Annotated in this window: 18 protein-coding genes; 1 reads left to right on the plus strand and 17 read right to left on the minus strand. The window is 68.4% G+C overall.

Going from position 1 to position 16,509, the window contains the following annotated elements; translation table 11 throughout:
- Window positions 1-30: 30 nt before the first annotated feature.
- From AC3WLY_RS33420 to AC3WLY_RS33445, 6 genes are all read right to left on the minus strand, one after another.
- Window positions 31-1,062 (minus strand): aspartate carbamoyltransferase catalytic subunit, encoded by a 1,032-nt coding sequence (locus tag AC3WLY_RS33420; RefSeq protein WP_072436190.1) that lies wholly within the window; start codon window positions 1,060-1,062, stop codon window positions 31-33.
- A gap of 74 nt (window positions 1,063-1,136) precedes the next feature.
- Entirely contained in the window at window positions 1,137-1,652 is a 516-nt protein-coding gene (gene pyrR, locus AC3WLY_RS33425) for a bifunctional pyr operon transcriptional regulator/uracil phosphoribosyltransferase PyrR (protein WP_425132572.1), read from the minus strand.
- Window positions 1,639-2,088, minus strand: coding sequence for a Holliday junction resolvase RuvX (gene ruvX / locus AC3WLY_RS33430; protein ID WP_027788201.1), 450 nt, complete (start codon window positions 2,086-2,088; stop codon window positions 1,639-1,641). Before ruvX ends, pyrR begins: the two co-directional genes overlap by 14 nt.
- Window positions 2,085-2,663 carry a YqgE/AlgH family protein gene (locus tag AC3WLY_RS33435; protein ID WP_006491354.1) on the minus strand — a complete coding sequence of 193 codons (579 nt, stop codon included), beginning with the start codon at window positions 2,661-2,663 and terminating at the stop codon, window positions 2,085-2,087. Before AC3WLY_RS33435 ends, ruvX begins: the two co-directional genes overlap by 4 nt.
- Window positions 2,664-2,845: 182 nt before the next feature.
- A complete protein-coding gene (locus AC3WLY_RS33440; RefSeq protein ID WP_492310660.1) occupies window positions 2,846-4,147 on the minus strand; it encodes a FimL-related protein in 1,302 nt (433 codons plus the stop codon).
- 104 nt (window positions 4,148-4,251) lie between these two features.
- Complete coding sequence (locus tag AC3WLY_RS33445) at window positions 4,252-4,422, minus strand: rubredoxin (protein ID WP_004186709.1); 171 nt, start codon at window positions 4,420-4,422, stop codon at window positions 4,252-4,254.
- A gap of 254 nt (window positions 4,423-4,676) precedes the next feature.
- Between AC3WLY_RS33445 and AC3WLY_RS33450 the strand changes: the two genes are divergently transcribed.
- Window positions 4,677-5,543 (plus strand): hydroxymethylpyrimidine/phosphomethylpyrimidine kinase, encoded by an 867-nt coding sequence (locus AC3WLY_RS33450; protein ID WP_310144063.1) that lies wholly within the window; start codon window positions 4,677-4,679, stop codon window positions 5,541-5,543.
- A 145-nt stretch (window positions 5,544-5,688) separates the two neighbouring features.
- On the opposite strand, the gene groL is transcribed toward AC3WLY_RS33450, so the two are convergent.
- From groL to AC3WLY_RS33505, 11 genes are all read right to left on the minus strand, one after another.
- Window positions 5,689-7,329, minus strand: coding sequence for a chaperonin GroEL (groL, locus tag AC3WLY_RS33455; RefSeq protein WP_072436194.1), 1,641 nt, complete (start codon window positions 7,327-7,329; stop codon window positions 5,689-5,691).
- A 46-nt stretch (window positions 7,330-7,375) separates the two neighbouring features.
- Entirely contained in the window at window positions 7,376-7,669 is a 294-nt protein-coding gene (locus AC3WLY_RS33460; RefSeq protein WP_026044985.1) for a co-chaperone GroES, read from the minus strand.
- Window positions 7,670-8,078: 409 nt separating this feature from the next.
- Entirely contained in the window at window positions 8,079-8,594 is a 516-nt protein-coding gene (locus AC3WLY_RS33465) for an SRPBCC family protein (RefSeq protein WP_425133170.1), read from the minus strand.
- 44 nt (window positions 8,595-8,638) lie between these two features.
- Window positions 8,639-9,271, minus strand: a complete 633-nt coding sequence (locus AC3WLY_RS33470; RefSeq protein WP_034182872.1) for a LolA family protein — start codon at window positions 9,269-9,271, stop codon at window positions 8,639-8,641.
- A complete protein-coding gene (locus tag AC3WLY_RS33475; RefSeq protein WP_492310659.1) occupies window positions 9,268-9,687 on the minus strand; it encodes a quinol oxidase in 420 nt (139 codons plus the stop codon). Before AC3WLY_RS33475 ends, AC3WLY_RS33470 begins: the two co-directional genes overlap by 4 nt.
- A gap of 46 nt (window positions 9,688-9,733) precedes the next feature.
- Window positions 9,734-10,516, minus strand: coding sequence for an anti-sigma factor family protein (locus tag AC3WLY_RS33480; protein ID WP_492310658.1), 783 nt, complete (start codon window positions 10,514-10,516; stop codon window positions 9,734-9,736).
- Window positions 10,513-11,028 carry a sigma-70 family RNA polymerase sigma factor gene (locus AC3WLY_RS33485; RefSeq protein WP_310137947.1) on the minus strand — a complete coding sequence of 172 codons (516 nt, stop codon included), beginning with the start codon at window positions 11,026-11,028 and terminating at the stop codon, window positions 10,513-10,515. Before AC3WLY_RS33485 ends, AC3WLY_RS33480 begins: the two co-directional genes overlap by 4 nt.
- Before the next feature lie 25 nt (window positions 11,029-11,053).
- Window positions 11,054-11,413 carry a COG4315 family predicted lipoprotein gene (locus AC3WLY_RS33490; protein WP_492310657.1) on the minus strand — a complete coding sequence of 120 codons (360 nt, stop codon included), beginning with the start codon at window positions 11,411-11,413 and terminating at the stop codon, window positions 11,054-11,056.
- 313 nt (window positions 11,414-11,726) lie between these two features.
- Window positions 11,727-13,787 carry a beta strand repeat-containing protein gene (locus tag AC3WLY_RS33495; RefSeq protein ID WP_492310656.1) on the minus strand — a complete coding sequence of 687 codons (2,061 nt, stop codon included), beginning with the start codon at window positions 13,785-13,787 and terminating at the stop codon, window positions 11,727-11,729.
- 529 nt (window positions 13,788-14,316) lie between these two features.
- Window positions 14,317-15,561 (minus strand): NAD(P)/FAD-dependent oxidoreductase, encoded by a 1,245-nt coding sequence (locus AC3WLY_RS33500; RefSeq protein ID WP_492310655.1) that lies wholly within the window; start codon window positions 15,559-15,561, stop codon window positions 14,317-14,319.
- Window positions 15,562-15,628: 67 nt separating this feature from the next.
- Entirely contained in the window at window positions 15,629-16,408 is a 780-nt protein-coding gene (locus AC3WLY_RS33505) for an ABC transporter substrate-binding protein (RefSeq protein ID WP_492310654.1), read from the minus strand.
- Window positions 16,409-16,509: the final 101 nt, after the last annotated feature.

Consider the following 16,509-nt stretch of genomic DNA (forward strand, 5'->3'; position numbering starts at 1 on the left):
TTGCGTGAATAAGGATGCGCGAAAGCGGGCTCAGTCGTTGTTGCCGGCGACGATGCCCATCACCGCCATCCGCACGGCGATGCCGAACGTGACCTGGTTGAGGATCACCGACTGCGGACCGTCGGCGACCTGCGAATCGATCTCGACGCCGCGGTTCATCGGGCCCGGGTGCATCACGATCGCGTCGGGCGCGGCGAGCGCGAGGCGCTCGGGCGTCAGGCCCCAGGTCTTGAAGTATTCCTGCGCGGACGGCAGCAGCGCGCCGCTCATCCGCTCGTTCTGCAGGCGCAGCATGATGATCACGTCGACGCCCTTCAGCCCTTCGTCGAGGTTGTTGAACACCTTCACGCCCATCTGCTCGAGGCCGCCCGGCAGCAGCGTGCGCGGGCCGATCGCGCGCACTTCCGGCACGCCGAGCGTGGTGAGCGCGTGAATGTCGGAGCGCGCAACGCGCGAATGCAGGATGTCGCCGACGATCGCCACACGCAGCTTCGTGAAGTCGCGCTTGTAGTGACGGATCGTGTACATGTCGAGCAGGCCCTGCGTCGGGTGCGCATGACGGCCGTCGCCGGCGTTGATCACGTGCACGTGCGGCGCGCAGTGCTCGGCGATCAGGTACGGCGCGCCGCTCGACGCGTGGCGCACGACGAACAGGTCGGCATGCATCGCCGACAGGTTGTTGATCGTGTCGAGCAGCGATTCGCCCTTGCTCGTCGACGATGCATTGATGTTCAGGTTCAGCACGTCGGCCGACAGGCGCGTCGCGGCGATTTCGAAGGTCGTGCGCGTGCGCGTCGAGTTCTCGAAGAACAGGTTGAAGACGGACTTGCCGCGCAGCAGCGGCACCTTCTTCACTTCCCGGTCCGTCACGCTGACGAACTGCTCGGCCGTATCGAGGATGTGGTTGACGATCGAGCGCGGCAGGCCCTCGATCGACAGCAGGTGTTTCAGCTCGCCGTTTTTCGTGAGCTGCGGGTTGCCCTTCAGGAAACCGTAGCGGAACCGGTCGGGGCTCGCGGCCGCCGCGGGATTGCCGGTGCGGCCAGTGGTGTCGGTGGTCATGGTGTGCGTGATTCCAACTATGCAAACGGGCCGCGGTGCAAACCAGCGGCCCGGGATACGGTTTCGCGTGTCGTTCAGGCGCCCTGCGCCTCGACGCACAGCGTGAACTGCGCGGCATCGTCGCGCGCGAGCACGAGCGTCGCACCGGCCGGCACGTCGAGCGCGCCGCCCGCGAAGCGCGCGGCGACCGGCAGCTCGCGGCCGCCGCGGTCGGCGAGCACCGCGAGCTCGACCGCGGCCGGACGGCCGTAGTCGAACAGCTCGTTGAGCGCCGCGCGCACGGTGCGACCGGTGTACAGCACGTCGTCGACGAGCACGATGCGCGCGCCGTTGACATCGAACGGCAGCGACGTCGGGCTGGCCTGGCTGTGCAGCCCCTTCTTCGCGTAGTCGTCGCGATGCAGCGCGACGTTCACGACGCCGAACGCCGGCGCGCCGAGATCGCGGGCGAGGCGCTCGGCGAGCCACGCGCCGCCGCTGTAGATGCCGGCGAGCCGCGGGCCGCCCGGTTCGGCGAAAGCCGTGCCGTACGCGGCGCGGATCTGGTCGAGCAGGACGCGGTAAAGCGCCTCGGCGTCAATGGTGCTCATGGTCGGACAATTGATCGAGATACTGTTGAAGGATGACGCGCGCGGCCTCGGCATCGAGCATCTCGGCGCGTGCGCGGCCGCGCACGTTGCGCTCGCGCAGCCCGGCCTCGGCCTCGACCGACGAATAGCGCTCGTCGACCCACGTGACGGGCAGCCCGAAGCGGCCGTTCAGCTGGTTGCCGAAGCGCTTGGCCTGCTGCGTCATGTCGTGCGGCGTGCCGTCCGGATGCATCGGCAGGCCGACGACGAGCGCGTCCGGCCGCCATTCGGCCAGCAGGTCGCCGACCGCCTTGAAGCGGTGTTCGCGGTTCAGGTTCTGGATCACGACGAGCGCGCGGGCCGAGCGCGTCAGCGCATTGCCGATCGCGACCCCGATTCGCTTTTCGCCGTAGTCGAACGCCAGGAGCGTCGCATCGCGCGCGCTCGCGCCACTCATGCGTGCCCTGCTTCGCCGGACAGCATCGACGAGCTGACGCCGAGCAGGCCCAGTGCGGCTTCAAAGCGCTCCTCGGCCGGCGTGTCGAACACGATGCGCGGATCGGCGGCGACCGTCAGCCAGCCGTTGCGGGAAATTTCTTCCTCGAGCTGCCCTGCGCCCCAGCCTGCATGGCCGAGCGTCAGCAGGAAGCGCTTCGGGCCGGTGCCCGTCGCGACCGCCTCGAGCACGTCCTTCGACGTCGTCATCTCCAGCCCGCCGTCGACGGACATCGACGAGTTGTAGCTCGCGCCCTCGACCGGCTCGTGCAGCACGAAGCCGCGCTCGGTCTGGACCGGGCCGCCGAAGTACACGGGGATGTGCAGCAGCGGCTCGATGTCGAGCTTCAGGTCGATGCGGTTGAACAGCGATTCGAGGTCGATGTCGGTTGGACGGTTGATGACGAGGCCGAGCGCACCGCGCTCGCTGTGATCGCAAAGGTAGACCACCGTTCCCGAGAACGTCGGATCGGCCATGTTCGGCATGGCGATCAGGAACTGGTTGGTGAGGTTGATGCGATCGGAAGGCTTTGACATGGTTTGAATTTTAGCAAAGACGCCGCGGCCTGACCGGGCCGCGATCAACAAGCAACGCCGCGCCGCGCTGGCAACGGCGCGCGCGGATCACATGGCACTCTAACACGCGCGCGGGCGCTGTCGGCAGCGTGTTGCAGGCCCGTGCGGCAAGGGTCGCCACCGCGTGTCCGTCCCCTTGTTCATCAGGTCCGGCCGAGCGCCGTGCCGAGCGCTTCGGACGCCGCGGTCAGGTCCGGCGGCGCGACGCCGGCTGCGATCTTCAGCAGCGCCGCGCGCAACATGTCGGACGCGTGACCGTGCGCGTCGAGGCCGCCGTCGGCGAGCGGTACGCCGTGCGCGGCACGGCGCCACGCGAGGCCGAGCGTGTCGGCCAGCAGCGCCGCGTGGCCGAGCCCGAGCGCGCACGCGGCCGTACCGACCCGGTAGGCGGCGCCGGACGCGCGCCACGCGGCACTCGTGTCGGCCGCGGCCGGATCGGCCGCGAGGTCGGCCATCGACGCATCGGCGGTCTGCAGGAAATCCTCATACGCATGTGCATTGACGGTCACGACGCCGAGCGCGCGGGTCGGCGCGACGGCGACCGCGTCGTGCTCGGCCCGCGCGGCATCGGCCTCCCACAATGCCTCGGACGCCGGCGTGCCGGCGACATGCCAGTCGACCGTCAGCCCGTAGTCGTGCAGTACGTCGACGAGCGCAACGTCCTCGGCCGCGGCGCCGAACAGCGCGAAATCGCGCCACAGCAGCGCAACCGTCTCGCGCACGAATTCGGGCGGCGCGCTGCGCAGGCCCTGCGCCTGCTCGCCGAGCAGCAGGTTCGTCCGCGCGAGAAAGCGCTTCAGTTCGGGCGCGCCGCTCGCGCGCAGCGCGCGCAGGCACGCGGCCGCGAGCCGCCAGAAATCGTACGGTGTGTCGTCGGCCAGCGCCGCCTGCATCGCATCGAGTTCGTCGAGCGCCGCGTCGGGCGCGGCGTGCGGCGCCCGCAGTACGCCGAGCAGCGCCTGCTCGTAGCGGGCGCGTATCCGGGTCGCGAACGCATCGGGCAGCGCGCGCAGCGTGGCCGGCGGCACCGCGCGGCCGACGAGCGCAAGCGCGTCGAGCGGCGCGCTTGCGCGCAGGTCGGCGGCGCTTTGCGCACGCAATGCACGGAAATGCTCGAAAAGAACCGGCGAGCAGGCGAGCTCGCGCAGGTTGTGGCGCCCGACGGCCGCGCTGAAATCGCGCAGCGCGGCACGCCAGCCGGCCGAAGTCGGCTCGACGGCGACGAGCGGCGCGGCGGCCGACAATTGCCCCGCGAAACGCGCGGCCGGCAGCCAGCCGGCCTCCGCCAGCACGGCCGCCGCAGCGGACAGCGGCGCGGCCGCGTCGTCGCGACGCTCGAATGCGTCGGCGGCTGCCGCAAGCCACGCGTCGGCCGCGCGCACGGCCCCGCCGCGCGGGTTGGGCAGTGCGTCAGGGAGGGGAAGGTTCGCCGGATCGGACGTCATGGACACGCGCGCCTGTCATCGTCAAGCCGCTCGCGCGAACCTCGGCGCGCAAGCGCCGGGCCGATGCGAGGCCGGAGCGGGGTGTCCGTGGGCTGAAGGTCCGGTCAGATCTGGACCATCTCGAAGTCTTCCTTGCGGGCGCCGCATTCGGGACACGTCCAGTTGATCGGGACGTCTTCCCAGCGCGTGCCCGGGGCAATGCCCTCTTCCGGCAGCCCGGCTTCTTCGTCGTAAATCCAGCCACAAATCAGGCACATCCAGCTCTTGTATTCCATCTTAAGCCGCGTCGGGAAAGTCGGTAAATTCGGGAGCCATGATGGTACCGTGTCGGGGCCGGACTGCCTAGCAATCGCGCTGGAGTCCGGCGACTACGTTGCGCTGCGCTAAAAAATCCGTCGTGCGGGCCGGATTCCGCCGCATAATGGCTGGAAAGTGCGGCCTGCCGGGCAACACAGGGCCGAAAAAGCCCATTTCGCCTCGCCGTCCGCATCCCCGTCGCTTTCCCGTTTTTCTCTTGCCCCATTTTTACATGTCCAGCAACGCCCCTCCGATCGTCCTCACCTTCGGCCTGTCCGATCCTACCGGCGGCTCCGGCATTCAAGCCGATCTGATGACCTTGGCGAGCATGGGCTGTCACGGCGTGTCCGTCCTGACGGGCTACACCGTGCGCGACTCGGCCGCCTGCGACGAAGTGACCGGCCTCGACCCCGACGTCGTCGCCGCCCAGGCGCGCATGCTGCTCGAGGACATGCCGGTCGCCGCGTTCAAGATCGGCGCGGCGACGCGCGCGGAAGTCGTCAGCGCGATCGCCGAGGTCGTCGCCGACTACGACGGCGTGCCGCTCGTGCTCGCGCCGGACTTCACGCTCGACGACGAGCACGTGCTCGCGGCCGACGACCTGCGCGAATCGATTGCCGACCTGCTGGCGCCGCAGACGACGCTGCTGGTCGCCGACTACGCGACGCTGATCGCGCTCGCGCAGCCGGACGGCGACGCCGAGGCGCCGAATCTCGACGCGGCCGTGTCGCATCTGCTGTCGCAAGGCTGCGAGTACATCCTGTCGTCCGAGACGGGCTCGCATCGGCTCGTCAACACGCTGTACGGCGAGGAAGGCCAGCTCCGCGAGGACATGTGGGATCGCTCGCCGCACCGGCTGATGGGCATCACCGATACGCTCGGCGCGGCCATCGCGGCGCTGCTCGCGAACGGCCAGGAGCCGCCCGAGGCGGTTCGCGAGGCGCAGGAATACCTGTATCAGGCCGTGCGCGACGCGTTCCGGCCCGGTATGGGCGCATACTTGCCCGACCGGTTCTTCTGGGCGCGCAGCAACGACGATGCGGACACGCCGCCGGCCACGAAGGTCGAACCGGTGCCGAGGACGTCTCACCGGCATTGAAACGCGCGCGGCGGGCGTGACCGCCGGCCGGCGCACGCACGCGAATCCGGCGCGCACATAAAAAAAGACCCGCATCGCTGCGGGTCTTTTCTTTTGGCTGGAACGCGCATCGCTGCGCGTTCCGGACACCATCGACCGAAGTCGATTACATGTCCATGCCCATGCCGCCCATGCCGCCCGGCATGCCGCCCGGCATCGGTGCATCTTCCTTCGGCAGTTCTGCAACGGCTGCGTCCGTCGTCAGCAGCAGGCCTGCAACCGAAGCTGCGTTCTGCAGTGCGGTGCGCGTGACCTTGGTCGGGTCGACGACGCCGGCTTCGACCATGTCGACGTACTCGCCCGTCGCTGCGTTGTAGCCGTAGTTGCCCTTGCCTGCAGCAACTGCCGCCACCACGACGCTGGCTTCTTCGCCGCCGTTCGTGACGATCTGGCGCAGCGGCTCTTCCATTGCGCGCAGCACGATCTTGATGCCGGCGTTCTGGTCGGCGTTCAGGCCGGTCAGGCCTGCGATCGCGGTGCGAGCGCGGATCAGCGCAACGCCGCCGCCTGCCACGATGCCTTCTTCCACAGCTGCGCGCGTTGCGTGCAGTGCGTCTTCGACACGCGCCTTCTTTTCCTTCATTTCGACTTCGGTCGCAGCACCGACCTTGATCACTGCCACGCCGCCGGCCAGCTTGGCCACGCGCTCTTGCAGCTTTTCACGATCGTAGTCCGACGTCGCTTCCTCGATTTGCGCGCGCACTTGCTTCACGCGTGCTTCGATGTTCACGGCTTCGCCTGCGCCGTCGATGATCGTCGTGTTTTCCTTGCCCACTTCGATGCGCTTCGCCTGGCCCAGTTCTGCCAGCGTTGCCTTCTCAAGCGTCAGGCCGGTTTCTTCCGCGACGACCTGACCGCCGGTCAGGATCGCGATGTCTTCCAGCATCGCCTTGCGACGATCGCCGAAGCCCGGCGCCTTGACCGCGACGGTCTTCAGGATGCCGCGGATGTTGTTGACGACCAGCGTTGCGAGCGCTTCGCCTTCGACGTCTTCAGCGATGATCAGCAGCGGACGGCCAGCCTTCGCGACTTGCTCGAGCACCGGCAGCAGATCGCGGATGTTCGACACCTTCTTGTCGTGCAGCAGCACGAACGGGTTCTCGAGGACGGCGACTTGCTTGTCCGGGTTGTTGATGAAGTACGGCGACAGGTAGCCGCGGTCGAACTGCATGCCTTCGACGACGTCGAGTTCGTCGGCCAGCGACTTGCCGTCTTCGACGGTGATCACGCCTTCCTTGCCGACCTTGTCCATCGCTTCAGCGATGCGATCGCCGATCGACGAATCGCTGTTCGCCGAGATCGAGCCGACCTGTGCGATTTCCTTGTTCGTCGTGCACGGCTTGCTGATCTTCTTCAGCTCTTCGACAGCCGCTGCGACTGCCTTGTCGATGCCGCGCTTCAGGTCCATCGGGTTCATGCCCGATGCGACGTACTTCATGCCTTCGCGAACGATCGATTGCGCGAGGACGGTTGCCGTCGTCGTGCCGTCGCCTGCGTTGTCGCTGGTCTTGGAAGCGACTTCCTTGACCATTTGCGCGCCCATGTTCTGGAGCTTGTCCTTCAGCTCGATTTCCTTCGCGACCGACACACCGTCCTTGGTGACCGTCGGGCCGCCGAAGCTGCGCTCGAGCACGACGTTGCGGCCCTTCGGACCCAGCGTGACCTTGACTGCGTTGGCGAGAATGTTCACGCCTTCGACCATCTTCGAACGGGCGGAATCGCCGAATACGACGTCTTTAGCTGCCATCTTCTAACTCCTTGAATTCTTGGGAATATGTACCGTCGAAGGACGCTTAGTTAGCGTTGACCACGGCCATGATGTCTTCTTCGCGCATGACCAGCAGTTCCTGGCCGTCGACCTTCACGGTCTGGCCTGCGTACTTGCCGAACAGGACGCGATCGCCGACCTTCACGTCGAGCGCGATCGGGGCGCCCTTGTCGTCACGCTTGCCCGGGCCGACCGCGAGGATCTCGCCTTGATCCGGCTTTTCAGCAGCGGCTTCGGGGATGACGATGCCCGAGGCGGTCTTGGTTTCTTGATCCAGACGCTTGACGATCACGCGATCGTGCAAAGGACGAAGGTTCATATTCACTCCTCTCTTGACTGAGATTGAAGAACGCTTGGGAATCTGCCCGGCGGATCGCCCGGCAGAGAATTGTTAGCACTCTCGTGCAGCGAGTGCTAATTATATGGACGGGTTTTGACAAATTCAAGAAGGGAAACCGGAGGAATTTTTTGAACGGCGCGGCGGCGGGAAAATCACGCGGAAACAACAAAAAACCCTTTATAAACAAAGCCATGACGAACGCGGCCCAACCCGGCCGGCGGGCCCGAGAGGCCCGCGCATCCCATCCAGCCCCGTTTGGACACCGGGTAAGCACGGAGTTCCCGAAGCCGGCGACAGCGCATCAAAAAACCTGCGCCGGCGCCGATCCGGCATGCTGCAGCACCGCCTTCGCGTACGCCGGACGGCCCTCGCGCGCCGTCGCACGTCGTCACGTATCGGCACAGCCCGCGCCCGACAGCGGCCGGAACGTCCGGCCCTCCGTCTCGACCGCCGCGCCCAGCAGCCGCGCGAGCCCTTTCGCGCCTTCGCGCATCACGACGTCGTGATTCCACTTGAATAACGGGCGCGCGATCGGCGCCAGCCAGTTCATCCACTTCAGTTGCGTGCGGATGTGCCAGTCGTAGCGCACGACGGTGCACGCACCGTCGCCGGCAAACGACCAGCATCCGTCGCCTTCGATCGCGCCGCTCGCGCGGCCTTCGAGCGCATGCCCGGGCTCGACGCGCCGCACGCGCATGTCGAAGGTCAGCCGGTACGGCAGCGCGCCCTTCCACGTATACCGGTGCAGCGCACCGACGCCGCGCGCGTCGCCCGGCTCGATCTCGACGGTGCGCACGGCGCCCTTCCACCAGTCGGGCCAGCGGTCGACCTGGTAGATCGCGTCCCAGACCGCTGCGAGCGGGGCGTCCACGCGCCAGGTCGTCGAGAACCGGTATTCCGCCATGCAGCCTCCGGCATGCGCGTCAGGGGCATGAATCAGCGCACCGATCAGGGCGCGAAGAAGCGCTCGGGAAACGCGACGTCGATCTCGATATCGTCGAGCGTCACGGTTTCGAGCGGCACGTCGTCATCGTTCGCGAAGCTGACGACCTTCAACGGAAAGCCGTCCTCGGCGTCCAGCCACAGCCGGTAGCGATGCACGCCGCCGACCGCATGCGCGGGCGCGCCCGTGACCGACACGCGCAGCGCGGTCCGGCCGCCGACAGCCTCCTCGCCTTCGGTCACCGTCGCGCCGCCCTGCTGCAGCGCATGAACGTTGCGCAGCAGTTCGCCGACGTCCGACCGGTCGACCCGGTGGCCGCTGCGGTCGCGCACAAGCGGATTGGACGGCGACAGCGTCAACGCGGGCGGCGCATGCGCGCCGAACGGGCGCAGCCGCACCTTGCCGTCGCCGGGATCGTATGCAAGCACCGCGCCGTGATGAGGCGACACGAAATCCATCCGGACGAAGCCCGGTTTCAGGTACGCGTAGCGGATTTCGGCGTGTTCGCCGCTCCGCGCCGACGAGCGGATCGTCGCGCGGTACGAGCGGACGTGGTCGAAATGCGCCTGCGCGACGGTCACGGGATCGGCTGTCATGCTCGCTCCTATCAGGCTCGCGGCCAGCAACGCGGCGATCACGGCGCCGCCTCGACGTCGAGCACGCCCTCCATCCCGCGCTCGCGATGGCTCCTGAAAAACAGCAGCCGATGCGTGCAATAGTAGGCGAACCGGCCCGGCTGCGCCGGTGTGAAGCGAAAGGTCTTCGGCGTCGTGCCGAGTTCGGTGTGCACCGCGATGCCGGCCTGCGGCGCGTCGATCTCGAAACTGTGCGGCACCACGCCGGGCTCGGCCGACACGGTCAGCTCGACCGGCACATGCGCGCGCACGATCACGTGGTTCGGACGGAAGAAATAGCTGCCGCCTACGATCGTCACCCGCTGCACGCCGTCGGCGTCGACCGGCACGCGCACCGGCGCATCGCCGTCGGCACGCGCGAGCGTGGCGCCCGCGGCGAGTGCCGCGAGCACGGGCATCAGCACGAGTGCCTTCGTCATCGTCCTCTTCATCTTCATCCCCTGCCCCCTGCCGGCGCCGCGCACGTCATCCCTTCCACGCGTCGGTCGAGCCGCCTAGCGCGCCGCACGCTTCGATCGCAAGCTCGCGCAGGTGCCGTTCGTCTCCGCGGCCGGACAGTGCATAGCCCATGCCGCGATCCGACCAGAAATATGTGTAGCGGCCGTCGGCCGACATCGCCCGCGGCGCGAGGTGCCGCGCGTCGTACGCGGTCATGTACAGCGTCACGCGCTCGCCGTCCGCGCGCTGGTACATGAACTGCGCGGCCGGCCCCGCGTCGCCGGGCAGCAACCGGCCGCCCAGCAGCGCATAGCCGTATTCGTCGAGCGACGGCGCGCGCACGGGCCGCCCGACGCGTGCCGACAGCCACGCGGCAAGGTGCGAGGCATCGCCCGCGCCGACCTCGACCGGATGCTCGCGATCGGCTGCGTACACCGCATACGCGACATCCGCGCGCGCGGCAAACGCCGGTTCGCTGCCGAACGCGGCCCAGCCCGCATGCAGCGCGACGCCGATCAGCAGCCCGGCCGCCAGCCCCGCGAACGCATAGGCGATAGCGCGCCGGCGCGGCGCGCGGCGCTGCACGAACAGCGCGGGTGCGGCGCCCGGCAACGGAAACAGCGCCTGCAGCGCATCGCGCTGGGCGCGGTAATGCGCGAATCGTTCGGCCTCCTGCGGATCGGACTGCAGGCGCTCGAGCATCTCGCGCTGCTCGTGCCCGGACAGCTCGCCGTCCAGCAACGCGGACAGCAGTTGCGCCGACGCATCGTCGTCCCGCTCGTTCGAAGGCTTGCGCGGTTCATCCATCATGTCTTCCCGATTACCCGTAACGCAGTCGTGCCGTGCGCCGACGGCTCGTCCGACAGCAGTGCGCGCATCTGCCCGCGCGCCCGCGCGAGCCGCGACATCACCGTTCCCACCGGCACGCCGAGCACCTGCGCGGCGTCGCGATAGCTCAACTCCTCGAGCGCGACCAGCAGCAGCACCTCGCGCTGTTCGACGGGCAGCCGGTACAGCGCGCGCTGCACGTCGCGCAGCACCAGCCCGCCGATCTCGCCGGCCGGCGCGGCCATCGTCTGCCACGGCGCCGTCGCGTCGTCGACCGCGATCTCGTGCCGCGCCCGCAACTGGTCGATGAAGCGGTGCCGCAGCAGCGTCAGCAGCCACGCGCGCAGGTTGCCGCCGTCGCGCGGCGGCCGGTTCAGCGCGCGCTCGAGCGTGTCCTGCACGAGATCGTCCGCCCAGGCCCGGTCGCCCGTCAGCGCACGCGCATAACGCGTGAGATGCGGCAGCCACACCAGCAGGTCCGATTCGTAGCTCATCGATGCGTCGCGCGTCGCCGCGCCGTTACGGACGCGCAACGTGCCACATGCCGCCGATCCCGTCGCCGCCCGCGTCGCCGGCCTTGTGGTCCATCTTCCAGCGATACAGCGGGCGCCCGTGGTACGCCCATTGCTTCTTGCCGTCGCTGCGCGTGACGAGGCTCCACGCGCCCGACGCCTTGTCGTACGCGTCGGCGATCGCGGGCGGCCAGTTGGCTGCGCACGCACTGTCGCACGCGCTCTTGCCGGGCGCGTCGCGATCGAATACGTACAGTGTCATGTGATCTTCGTCGACCAGTTTCCCGTCGCCGACCTGTGGCGGTTCCGCGGCCGCCGGCCGCACGATCGCCGCCATCAGCGCGGCGGCGAGGAAAATACGTTTCATTCCCGTTCTCCTTTCGACATGGCATCGCGACACGGCGGCGCCGGACGGGACGATCGGCTTCGTCGAGACCATTATCCCGCCGGCCGGTCGTGCCGGGACTCGGTATGTAAACGGACGAAAGCGGCCGGTTATTCCATGCCGCCCTGCGACGATCGGCAGCGGCCCGGCATCGGCCATTCATACGACGAAAGAAAGCGGGAAACCCAAAAGACAACGCGGCATGACATCCCTGCCATGCCGCGTTGCGCGACCCATGTTGCACGGCGCGTTGCGCATGGCGGCCGATACGGCGCCGCCGTGCGTTTCCGGCTCGTTACCTCGGCAGTGCGCCCGTCAGCGATTGCAGCAGCGTCGTCACCGGTGCGAGCGGGTTGTTCGGCGAGCCGTTGCCCGAATGCGGCGTCACCGACAGGCCCGGCGCGGAACCGAGCGCCGTGCCGACCGACGTGCCGACCGCATTGCCGACCGTCGCCGTCGAGTTGGCACCCGTCGTCAACAGCGAGCCGACCGCGCCCGACAGCGCGCCGGCCGCCTGGCCGAGCGCCGCCGGACCGTTCGCGAGTGCGCCCGTCGCCGAGCCGAGCGCACCGGTCAGTGCGCCGGCCGGGTTGCTGCCGCCAGTCAGGCCGTTCACGAGGTTCGTGATCGGTGCGATCGGGCTGTTGCCCGCCGCGCTCGTCAGCGTGCCGACGACCTGGTTCACGACGCCTTGCACCGGCGCCAGTGGATTCGCCCCGCCGAGGTTGCCGAGGGCACCCGTCACCGAGTTCAGCGCGCCCGTCAGTGCACCGGCCGGATTGCCGCTGCCGAGCGTACCGACGACCTGGTTGACGACACCCTGCACCGGCGCTAGCGGGCTCGTGCCGCCCAGCGCGCCCGCGACGGAGCCGACTGCATTGCCGAGCGCGCCCGTGGCCGTGCCGACCGCGTTGCTCAGCGTCGCAGCCGGATTGTTGCCGCCGAGCGTGCCGACGACCCGGTTCACGACGCCTTGCACCGGCGCCAGTGGATTCGCCCCGCCGAGGTTGCCGAGGGCACCCGTCACCGAGCCGAGTGCACCGGTCAGTGCGCCGGCAGCGTTGCCGCCGGTCGGCAGCGCGTTCTGCAGGCCGTTGACGAGGTTCGTGATCGGCGTGATCGGGCTGCCGCCTCCTGCGCCGGACAGCGTGCCTACGACCTGGTTGACGACGCCCTGCACCGGCGCGAGCGGGTTCGACCCGCCGAGGTTGCCGAGGGCACCCGTCACCGAGTTCAGCGCGTTCGTCAGCGCAGCGGCCGGATTGTCGTTGCCGAGCGTGCCGGCGAGTTGCGTGACGACGCCTTGCACCGGCGCGAGCGGGCTCCCCGCGCCGCCAACGTTGCCGAGCGTACCCGTGATCGTGTTGACCGCGTTGCTCAGCGAGCCGGCCGGGTTACCGCTGCCGAGCGTGCCCGTCACCTGGTCGACGACGCTCTGGATCGGTGCCAGCGGGTTCGAGCCGCCGCCGATGTTGCCCAGGGCACCCGTTACCGTGCCGAAGGCGCCGGTCAGTGCGCCTGCCGGATTGCCGCTGCCGAGTGCGCCCGTGACCTGGTTCACGACACCCTGGACCGGAGCCAGCGGGTTCGAGCCGCCGCCGATATTGCCCAGGGCACCCGTTACCGTGCCGAGTGCGCCTGTCAGGGCACCGGCCGGATTGCCGCTGCCGAGTCCACCGGTTACTTGATTGACGACGCCCTGGACCGGCGCCAGCGGGTTCGACCCGCCGCCGATACCGCCCAAGGCGCCCGTTGCGGTGCCGAGGGCGTTGCTCAGCGTCCCCGTCGCGGTATTCAGCGCACCGGTCAGTGCACCGGCCGGATTGCCGCCACCGAGCGCGCCCGTCACTTGATTCACGACACCTTGAACCGGCGCCAGCGGATTCGCCCCGCCGCCGACGTTACCCAATGCGCCCGTTACCGTACCAACCGCATTGCTCAACGTCCCCGTCGCCGTATTCAGCGCACCGGTCAGCGCGCCTGCCGGGTTGCCGCCACTCAGCGCCCCCGTTACCTGGTTCAGCCCCCCTTGCACCGGCGCCAGCGGCTGCACCGTGCCGCCGCCACCGCCGAGTGCGCCCGTCACCGCCCCCATGGCGCCCGACAGTACCTGGCCGGGATCGCCGAGCGACGTCTGGATCGCGCCCGAGCCGCCCGCCGTCACGGTGACCGAGCCCAGCGGCGACGTGCCCGTCGCAACCAGCCCGACCGACACGCTGTTCGTCGGTGGATTGACGATCACTTGCGGGATCGGCAGCGAATCGAGGGCCCCCGCCATCGCGGAACCCGAAGCCAGTACCCCGAACACCGTCGCGACCGACAGCGCCACACCCGTCAATTTAAAATTTTGTCTCATCCTTATTCACCCCATCTCGGTTGGCACTACGTTGACAAAGCATGGGGACGGATCGCACGAAGCGTGCCAATTCAAAAAAACGGATTGATTCATCTGCCAATTGCCTGGCAATAACGCTTTTTTATGGATTTCAGGCGAAATACACGGGTCGCGGAGCCGGAATCGTCTGACGAAAAAGGCCCGCGGAACGCGGATGTAACGTAACGTTTGCGAGCCGCGTAGTAACGTGTTCCGGTACATTCCGCGTAACGCCGGAACACCCGGTCGAGACGGGGCCCTGAATCGTCGGGGCCGGCTGCCCATTGCGCATTTCAGCAATATGAAAATGCATTGATAAATCGCTAATTTACTGATTTTATTTATTGCGCGATTTCTTTCTTGGCGATTACGCAGATCATTTCCGAATACCCGGTTTTCGATAATTCGGATAGCCGAATGAAAAATTGTCGCGGCCGCATCGCAGCCGGAGAACGCGATGCAGCGCGCGCGGCGGCGGCCCGGGCCGCCGCCGCATCGCCGCGCTGCCAGCTCAGCCGAAGCGCGCCGGCCGGTACGGATGGGGATCGATATAGGTCGGCGCGCCCGTCATCATTTCGGCGAGCAGGCGCCCGGTCGCGGGGCCGAGCGTGAGCCCGTGGTGGCAATGGCCGAACGCGAACCACAGATGGCGATGGCGCGGCGCGGGCCCGATCACCGGACGCATGTCGGGCGTGCACGGCCGCATCCCGAGCCACGGCTCGGGATCGAGCCGCTCGCCGATGCCGAACGCGTCGCGCGCCAGCGGCTCGGCACGCGCGAGCTGCACGCCGGTCGGCGGCGCACCGCGCAGCGCGATCTCGACGCCGGTCGTGAGCCGCAGGCGGCCGCCTTCCATCGGCGCGACGACGAAGCCCGCCTCGGTATCGCATACCGGCATGTTCAGCAGCGTGCGTGTCGGCAGGTAATGCATGTGGTAGCCGCGCTTCGCGCGCAGCGGAATCCGATAGCCGAGCGGCGCGAACACCTGATCGGACCACGGCCCGAGCGCGACCACGGCCGAGCGTGCGGAGATCGGCCCATGTTCGGTACTGACGCGCCAGCCGCCATCCACCTGGGTGAGCGTCTTCGCGTCGCCGAGCACGAACGTGCCGCCGTCGCGTTCGAACAGTCGCGCATAGGCCTTCGTCAGCCCGCCCGGGCTCGACACGGTCTTCGGGTCCTGCCAGTGGAAGGCACCGCAAAATGCGTCGCCGACACCGGGCTCGCGTTCGCGCAGCGCACGCGCGTCGAGCACGGTCATCCGCAGCCCGTGCGCGTCGGCCACGCGCTGCTGCGCGCGCGTTTCCGCGTCGAACAGCGCGGGCGAACGGAATGCCTCGATCCACCCGCCGTCGTGCACGAGCGGCTGCGCGTCGGTGCGCGCGAGCAGCGCATCGTGCTCGACGACACTCGCCGCGACGAGCGGCAGCAGGTCGCGCGCGGCGGCCGCGAGCCGCTGCGGCGACGATTCGCGCCAGAAGCGCGCGAGCCAGCCCGCATACGCAGGCAGCGCGCGATAGTCCCAATAGAGATCGACCGAGCGGTTGCGCGCATAGCGCAGCAGCGTGCCGAGCCGGCGCGGAAACGCATACGGCACGACCGACGAGCGCTCGATCAGCCCGGCATTGCCGTGGCTCGTTTCCTCGCCGGGCGCGCGCCGGTCGACGAGCGCGACGCGCAGCCCGCGATCCTGCAGATGCAGCGCCGACGACACGCCGACGATGCCGGCCCCCAGAACGATGACGTCGAAATCCATGCTTCCCCGCCCAGCGTCGAGATTCGATGCGACGCGCGCCGGCACCGCGGCCGGCGCGCGGCCGTGCTTACTTCGCGACGATGTCGCGCTTGAAATACTTCTGCGACAGCGCACCCAGCGTGCCGTCCTTCTTCAGCGCGTCGAGCGCGCCGACGATCTTCGCCTGCAGCGCCTTGTCGCCCTTGCGCAACCCGAAGCCGGTGCCTTCGCCGAGCGTCGCCGGATCCTTCAGCGGCTCGCCGACGATCTGGTAGTCGCGGCCGGCCGGCTTGTCGAGAAAACCGTCCTGCGCGGTCTGCGTTTCCTGCACGGCCGCGTCGAGACGCCCGGCGACGAGATCCGCATAGATCTGGTCCTGGTCCTGATACGACACGACGGCCACGCCCGCATCGGCCCAGTGCGCCTTCAGGAAATCCTCCTGCGACGAGCCCTGCAGCACGCCGACGTGCTTGCCGTGCAGGCTCGCGACGTCGGGCCGCAGCGGCGAGCCGCGCCTGGCGACCAGCACGATCGGCACCACGTAGATCGCCGGCGTGAAGTCGATGCTCTGCTTGCGCTTCGCGGTGATGTTCATCGCCGAGTTGATCGCGTCGAACTTGCGCGCCTGCAGCGCCGGGATCAGGCCGTCGAACGAATTCTCGACCCACACGCATTTCATGTTCAGCTTCGCGCACACGGCGTTGCCGATGTCGACGTCGAACCCCTGCAACTGGCCGGCCGGCGTCTTGCTCTCGAACGGCGGATAGGCGGCTTCGATCCCGAAGCGCAACGTGGTCTGTTCCGCGTGGGCCGTGACGGCCGTGCACGCAAGCGCCGCGGCGGCGCAGAGGGAAAGCTTCCAGTTCATGAGACGGTCCTTCTGTTCTCGATTGAGGCAATGAAGATCGGTCGCGCGGCGCCCGCGACCGGGCGCCGGATCGGCATTCGACACAGGCGGCCGCCGCACGG

This window comes from Burkholderia sp. FW306-1C-G01B (genome assembly GCF_058781685.1).

What these genes read in the sequence shown, in the direction of transcription:
- AC3WLY_RS33420 (WP_072436190.1), bottom strand. Translation starts at nt 1,062, where the DNA reads ATGACCACCGACACCACTGGCCGCACCGGCAATCCCGCGGCGGCCGCG.
- pyrR (WP_425132572.1), bottom strand. Translation starts at nt 1,652, where the DNA reads ATGAGCACCATTGACGCCGAGGCGCTTTACCGCGTCCTGCTCGACCAG.
- ruvX (WP_027788201.1), bottom strand. Translation starts at nt 2,088, where the DNA reads ATGAGTGGCGCGAGCGCGCGCGATGCGACGCTCCTGGCGTTCGACTAC.
- AC3WLY_RS33435 (WP_006491354.1), bottom strand. Translation starts at nt 2,663, where the DNA reads ATGTCAAAGCCTTCCGATCGCATCAACCTCACCAACCAGTTCCTGATC.
- AC3WLY_RS33440 (WP_492310660.1), bottom strand. Translation starts at nt 4,147, where the DNA reads ATGACGTCCGATCCGGCGAACCTTCCCCTCCCTGACGCACTGCCCAAC.
- AC3WLY_RS33445 (WP_004186709.1), bottom strand. Translation starts at nt 4,422, where the DNA reads ATGGAATACAAGAGCTGGATGTGCCTGATTTGTGGCTGGATTTACGAC.
- AC3WLY_RS33450 (WP_310144063.1), top strand. Translation starts at nt 4,677, where the DNA reads ATGTCCAGCAACGCCCCTCCGATCGTCCTCACCTTCGGCCTGTCCGAT.
- groL (WP_072436194.1), bottom strand. Translation starts at nt 7,329, where the DNA reads ATGGCAGCTAAAGACGTCGTATTCGGCGATTCCGCCCGTTCGAAGATG.
- AC3WLY_RS33460 (WP_026044985.1), bottom strand. Translation starts at nt 7,669, where the DNA reads ATGAACCTTCGTCCTTTGCACGATCGCGTGATCGTCAAGCGTCTGGAT.
- AC3WLY_RS33465 (WP_425133170.1), bottom strand. Translation starts at nt 8,594, where the DNA reads ATGGCGGAATACCGGTTCTCGACGACCTGGCGCGTGGACGCCCCGCTC.
- AC3WLY_RS33475 (WP_492310659.1), bottom strand. Translation starts at nt 9,687, where the DNA reads ATGACGAAGGCACTCGTGCTGATGCCCGTGCTCGCGGCACTCGCCGCG.
- AC3WLY_RS33480 (WP_492310658.1), bottom strand. Translation starts at nt 10,516, where the DNA reads ATGATGGATGAACCGCGCAAGCCTTCGAACGAGCGGGACGACGATGCG.
- AC3WLY_RS33485 (WP_310137947.1), bottom strand. Translation starts at nt 11,028, where the DNA reads ATGAGCTACGAATCGGACCTGCTGGTGTGGCTGCCGCATCTCACGCGT.
- AC3WLY_RS33490 (WP_492310657.1), bottom strand. Translation starts at nt 11,413, where the DNA reads ATGAAACGTATTTTCCTCGCCGCCGCGCTGATGGCGGCGATCGTGCGG.
- AC3WLY_RS33495 (WP_492310656.1), bottom strand. Translation starts at nt 13,787, where the DNA reads ATGAGACAAAATTTTAAATTGACGGGTGTGGCGCTGTCGGTCGCGACG.
- AC3WLY_RS33500 (WP_492310655.1), bottom strand. Translation starts at nt 15,561, where the DNA reads ATGGATTTCGACGTCATCGTTCTGGGGGCCGGCATCGTCGGCGTGTCG.
- AC3WLY_RS33505 (WP_492310654.1), bottom strand. Translation starts at nt 16,408, where the DNA reads ATGAACTGGAAGCTTTCCCTCTGCGCCGCCGCGGCGCTTGCGTGCACG.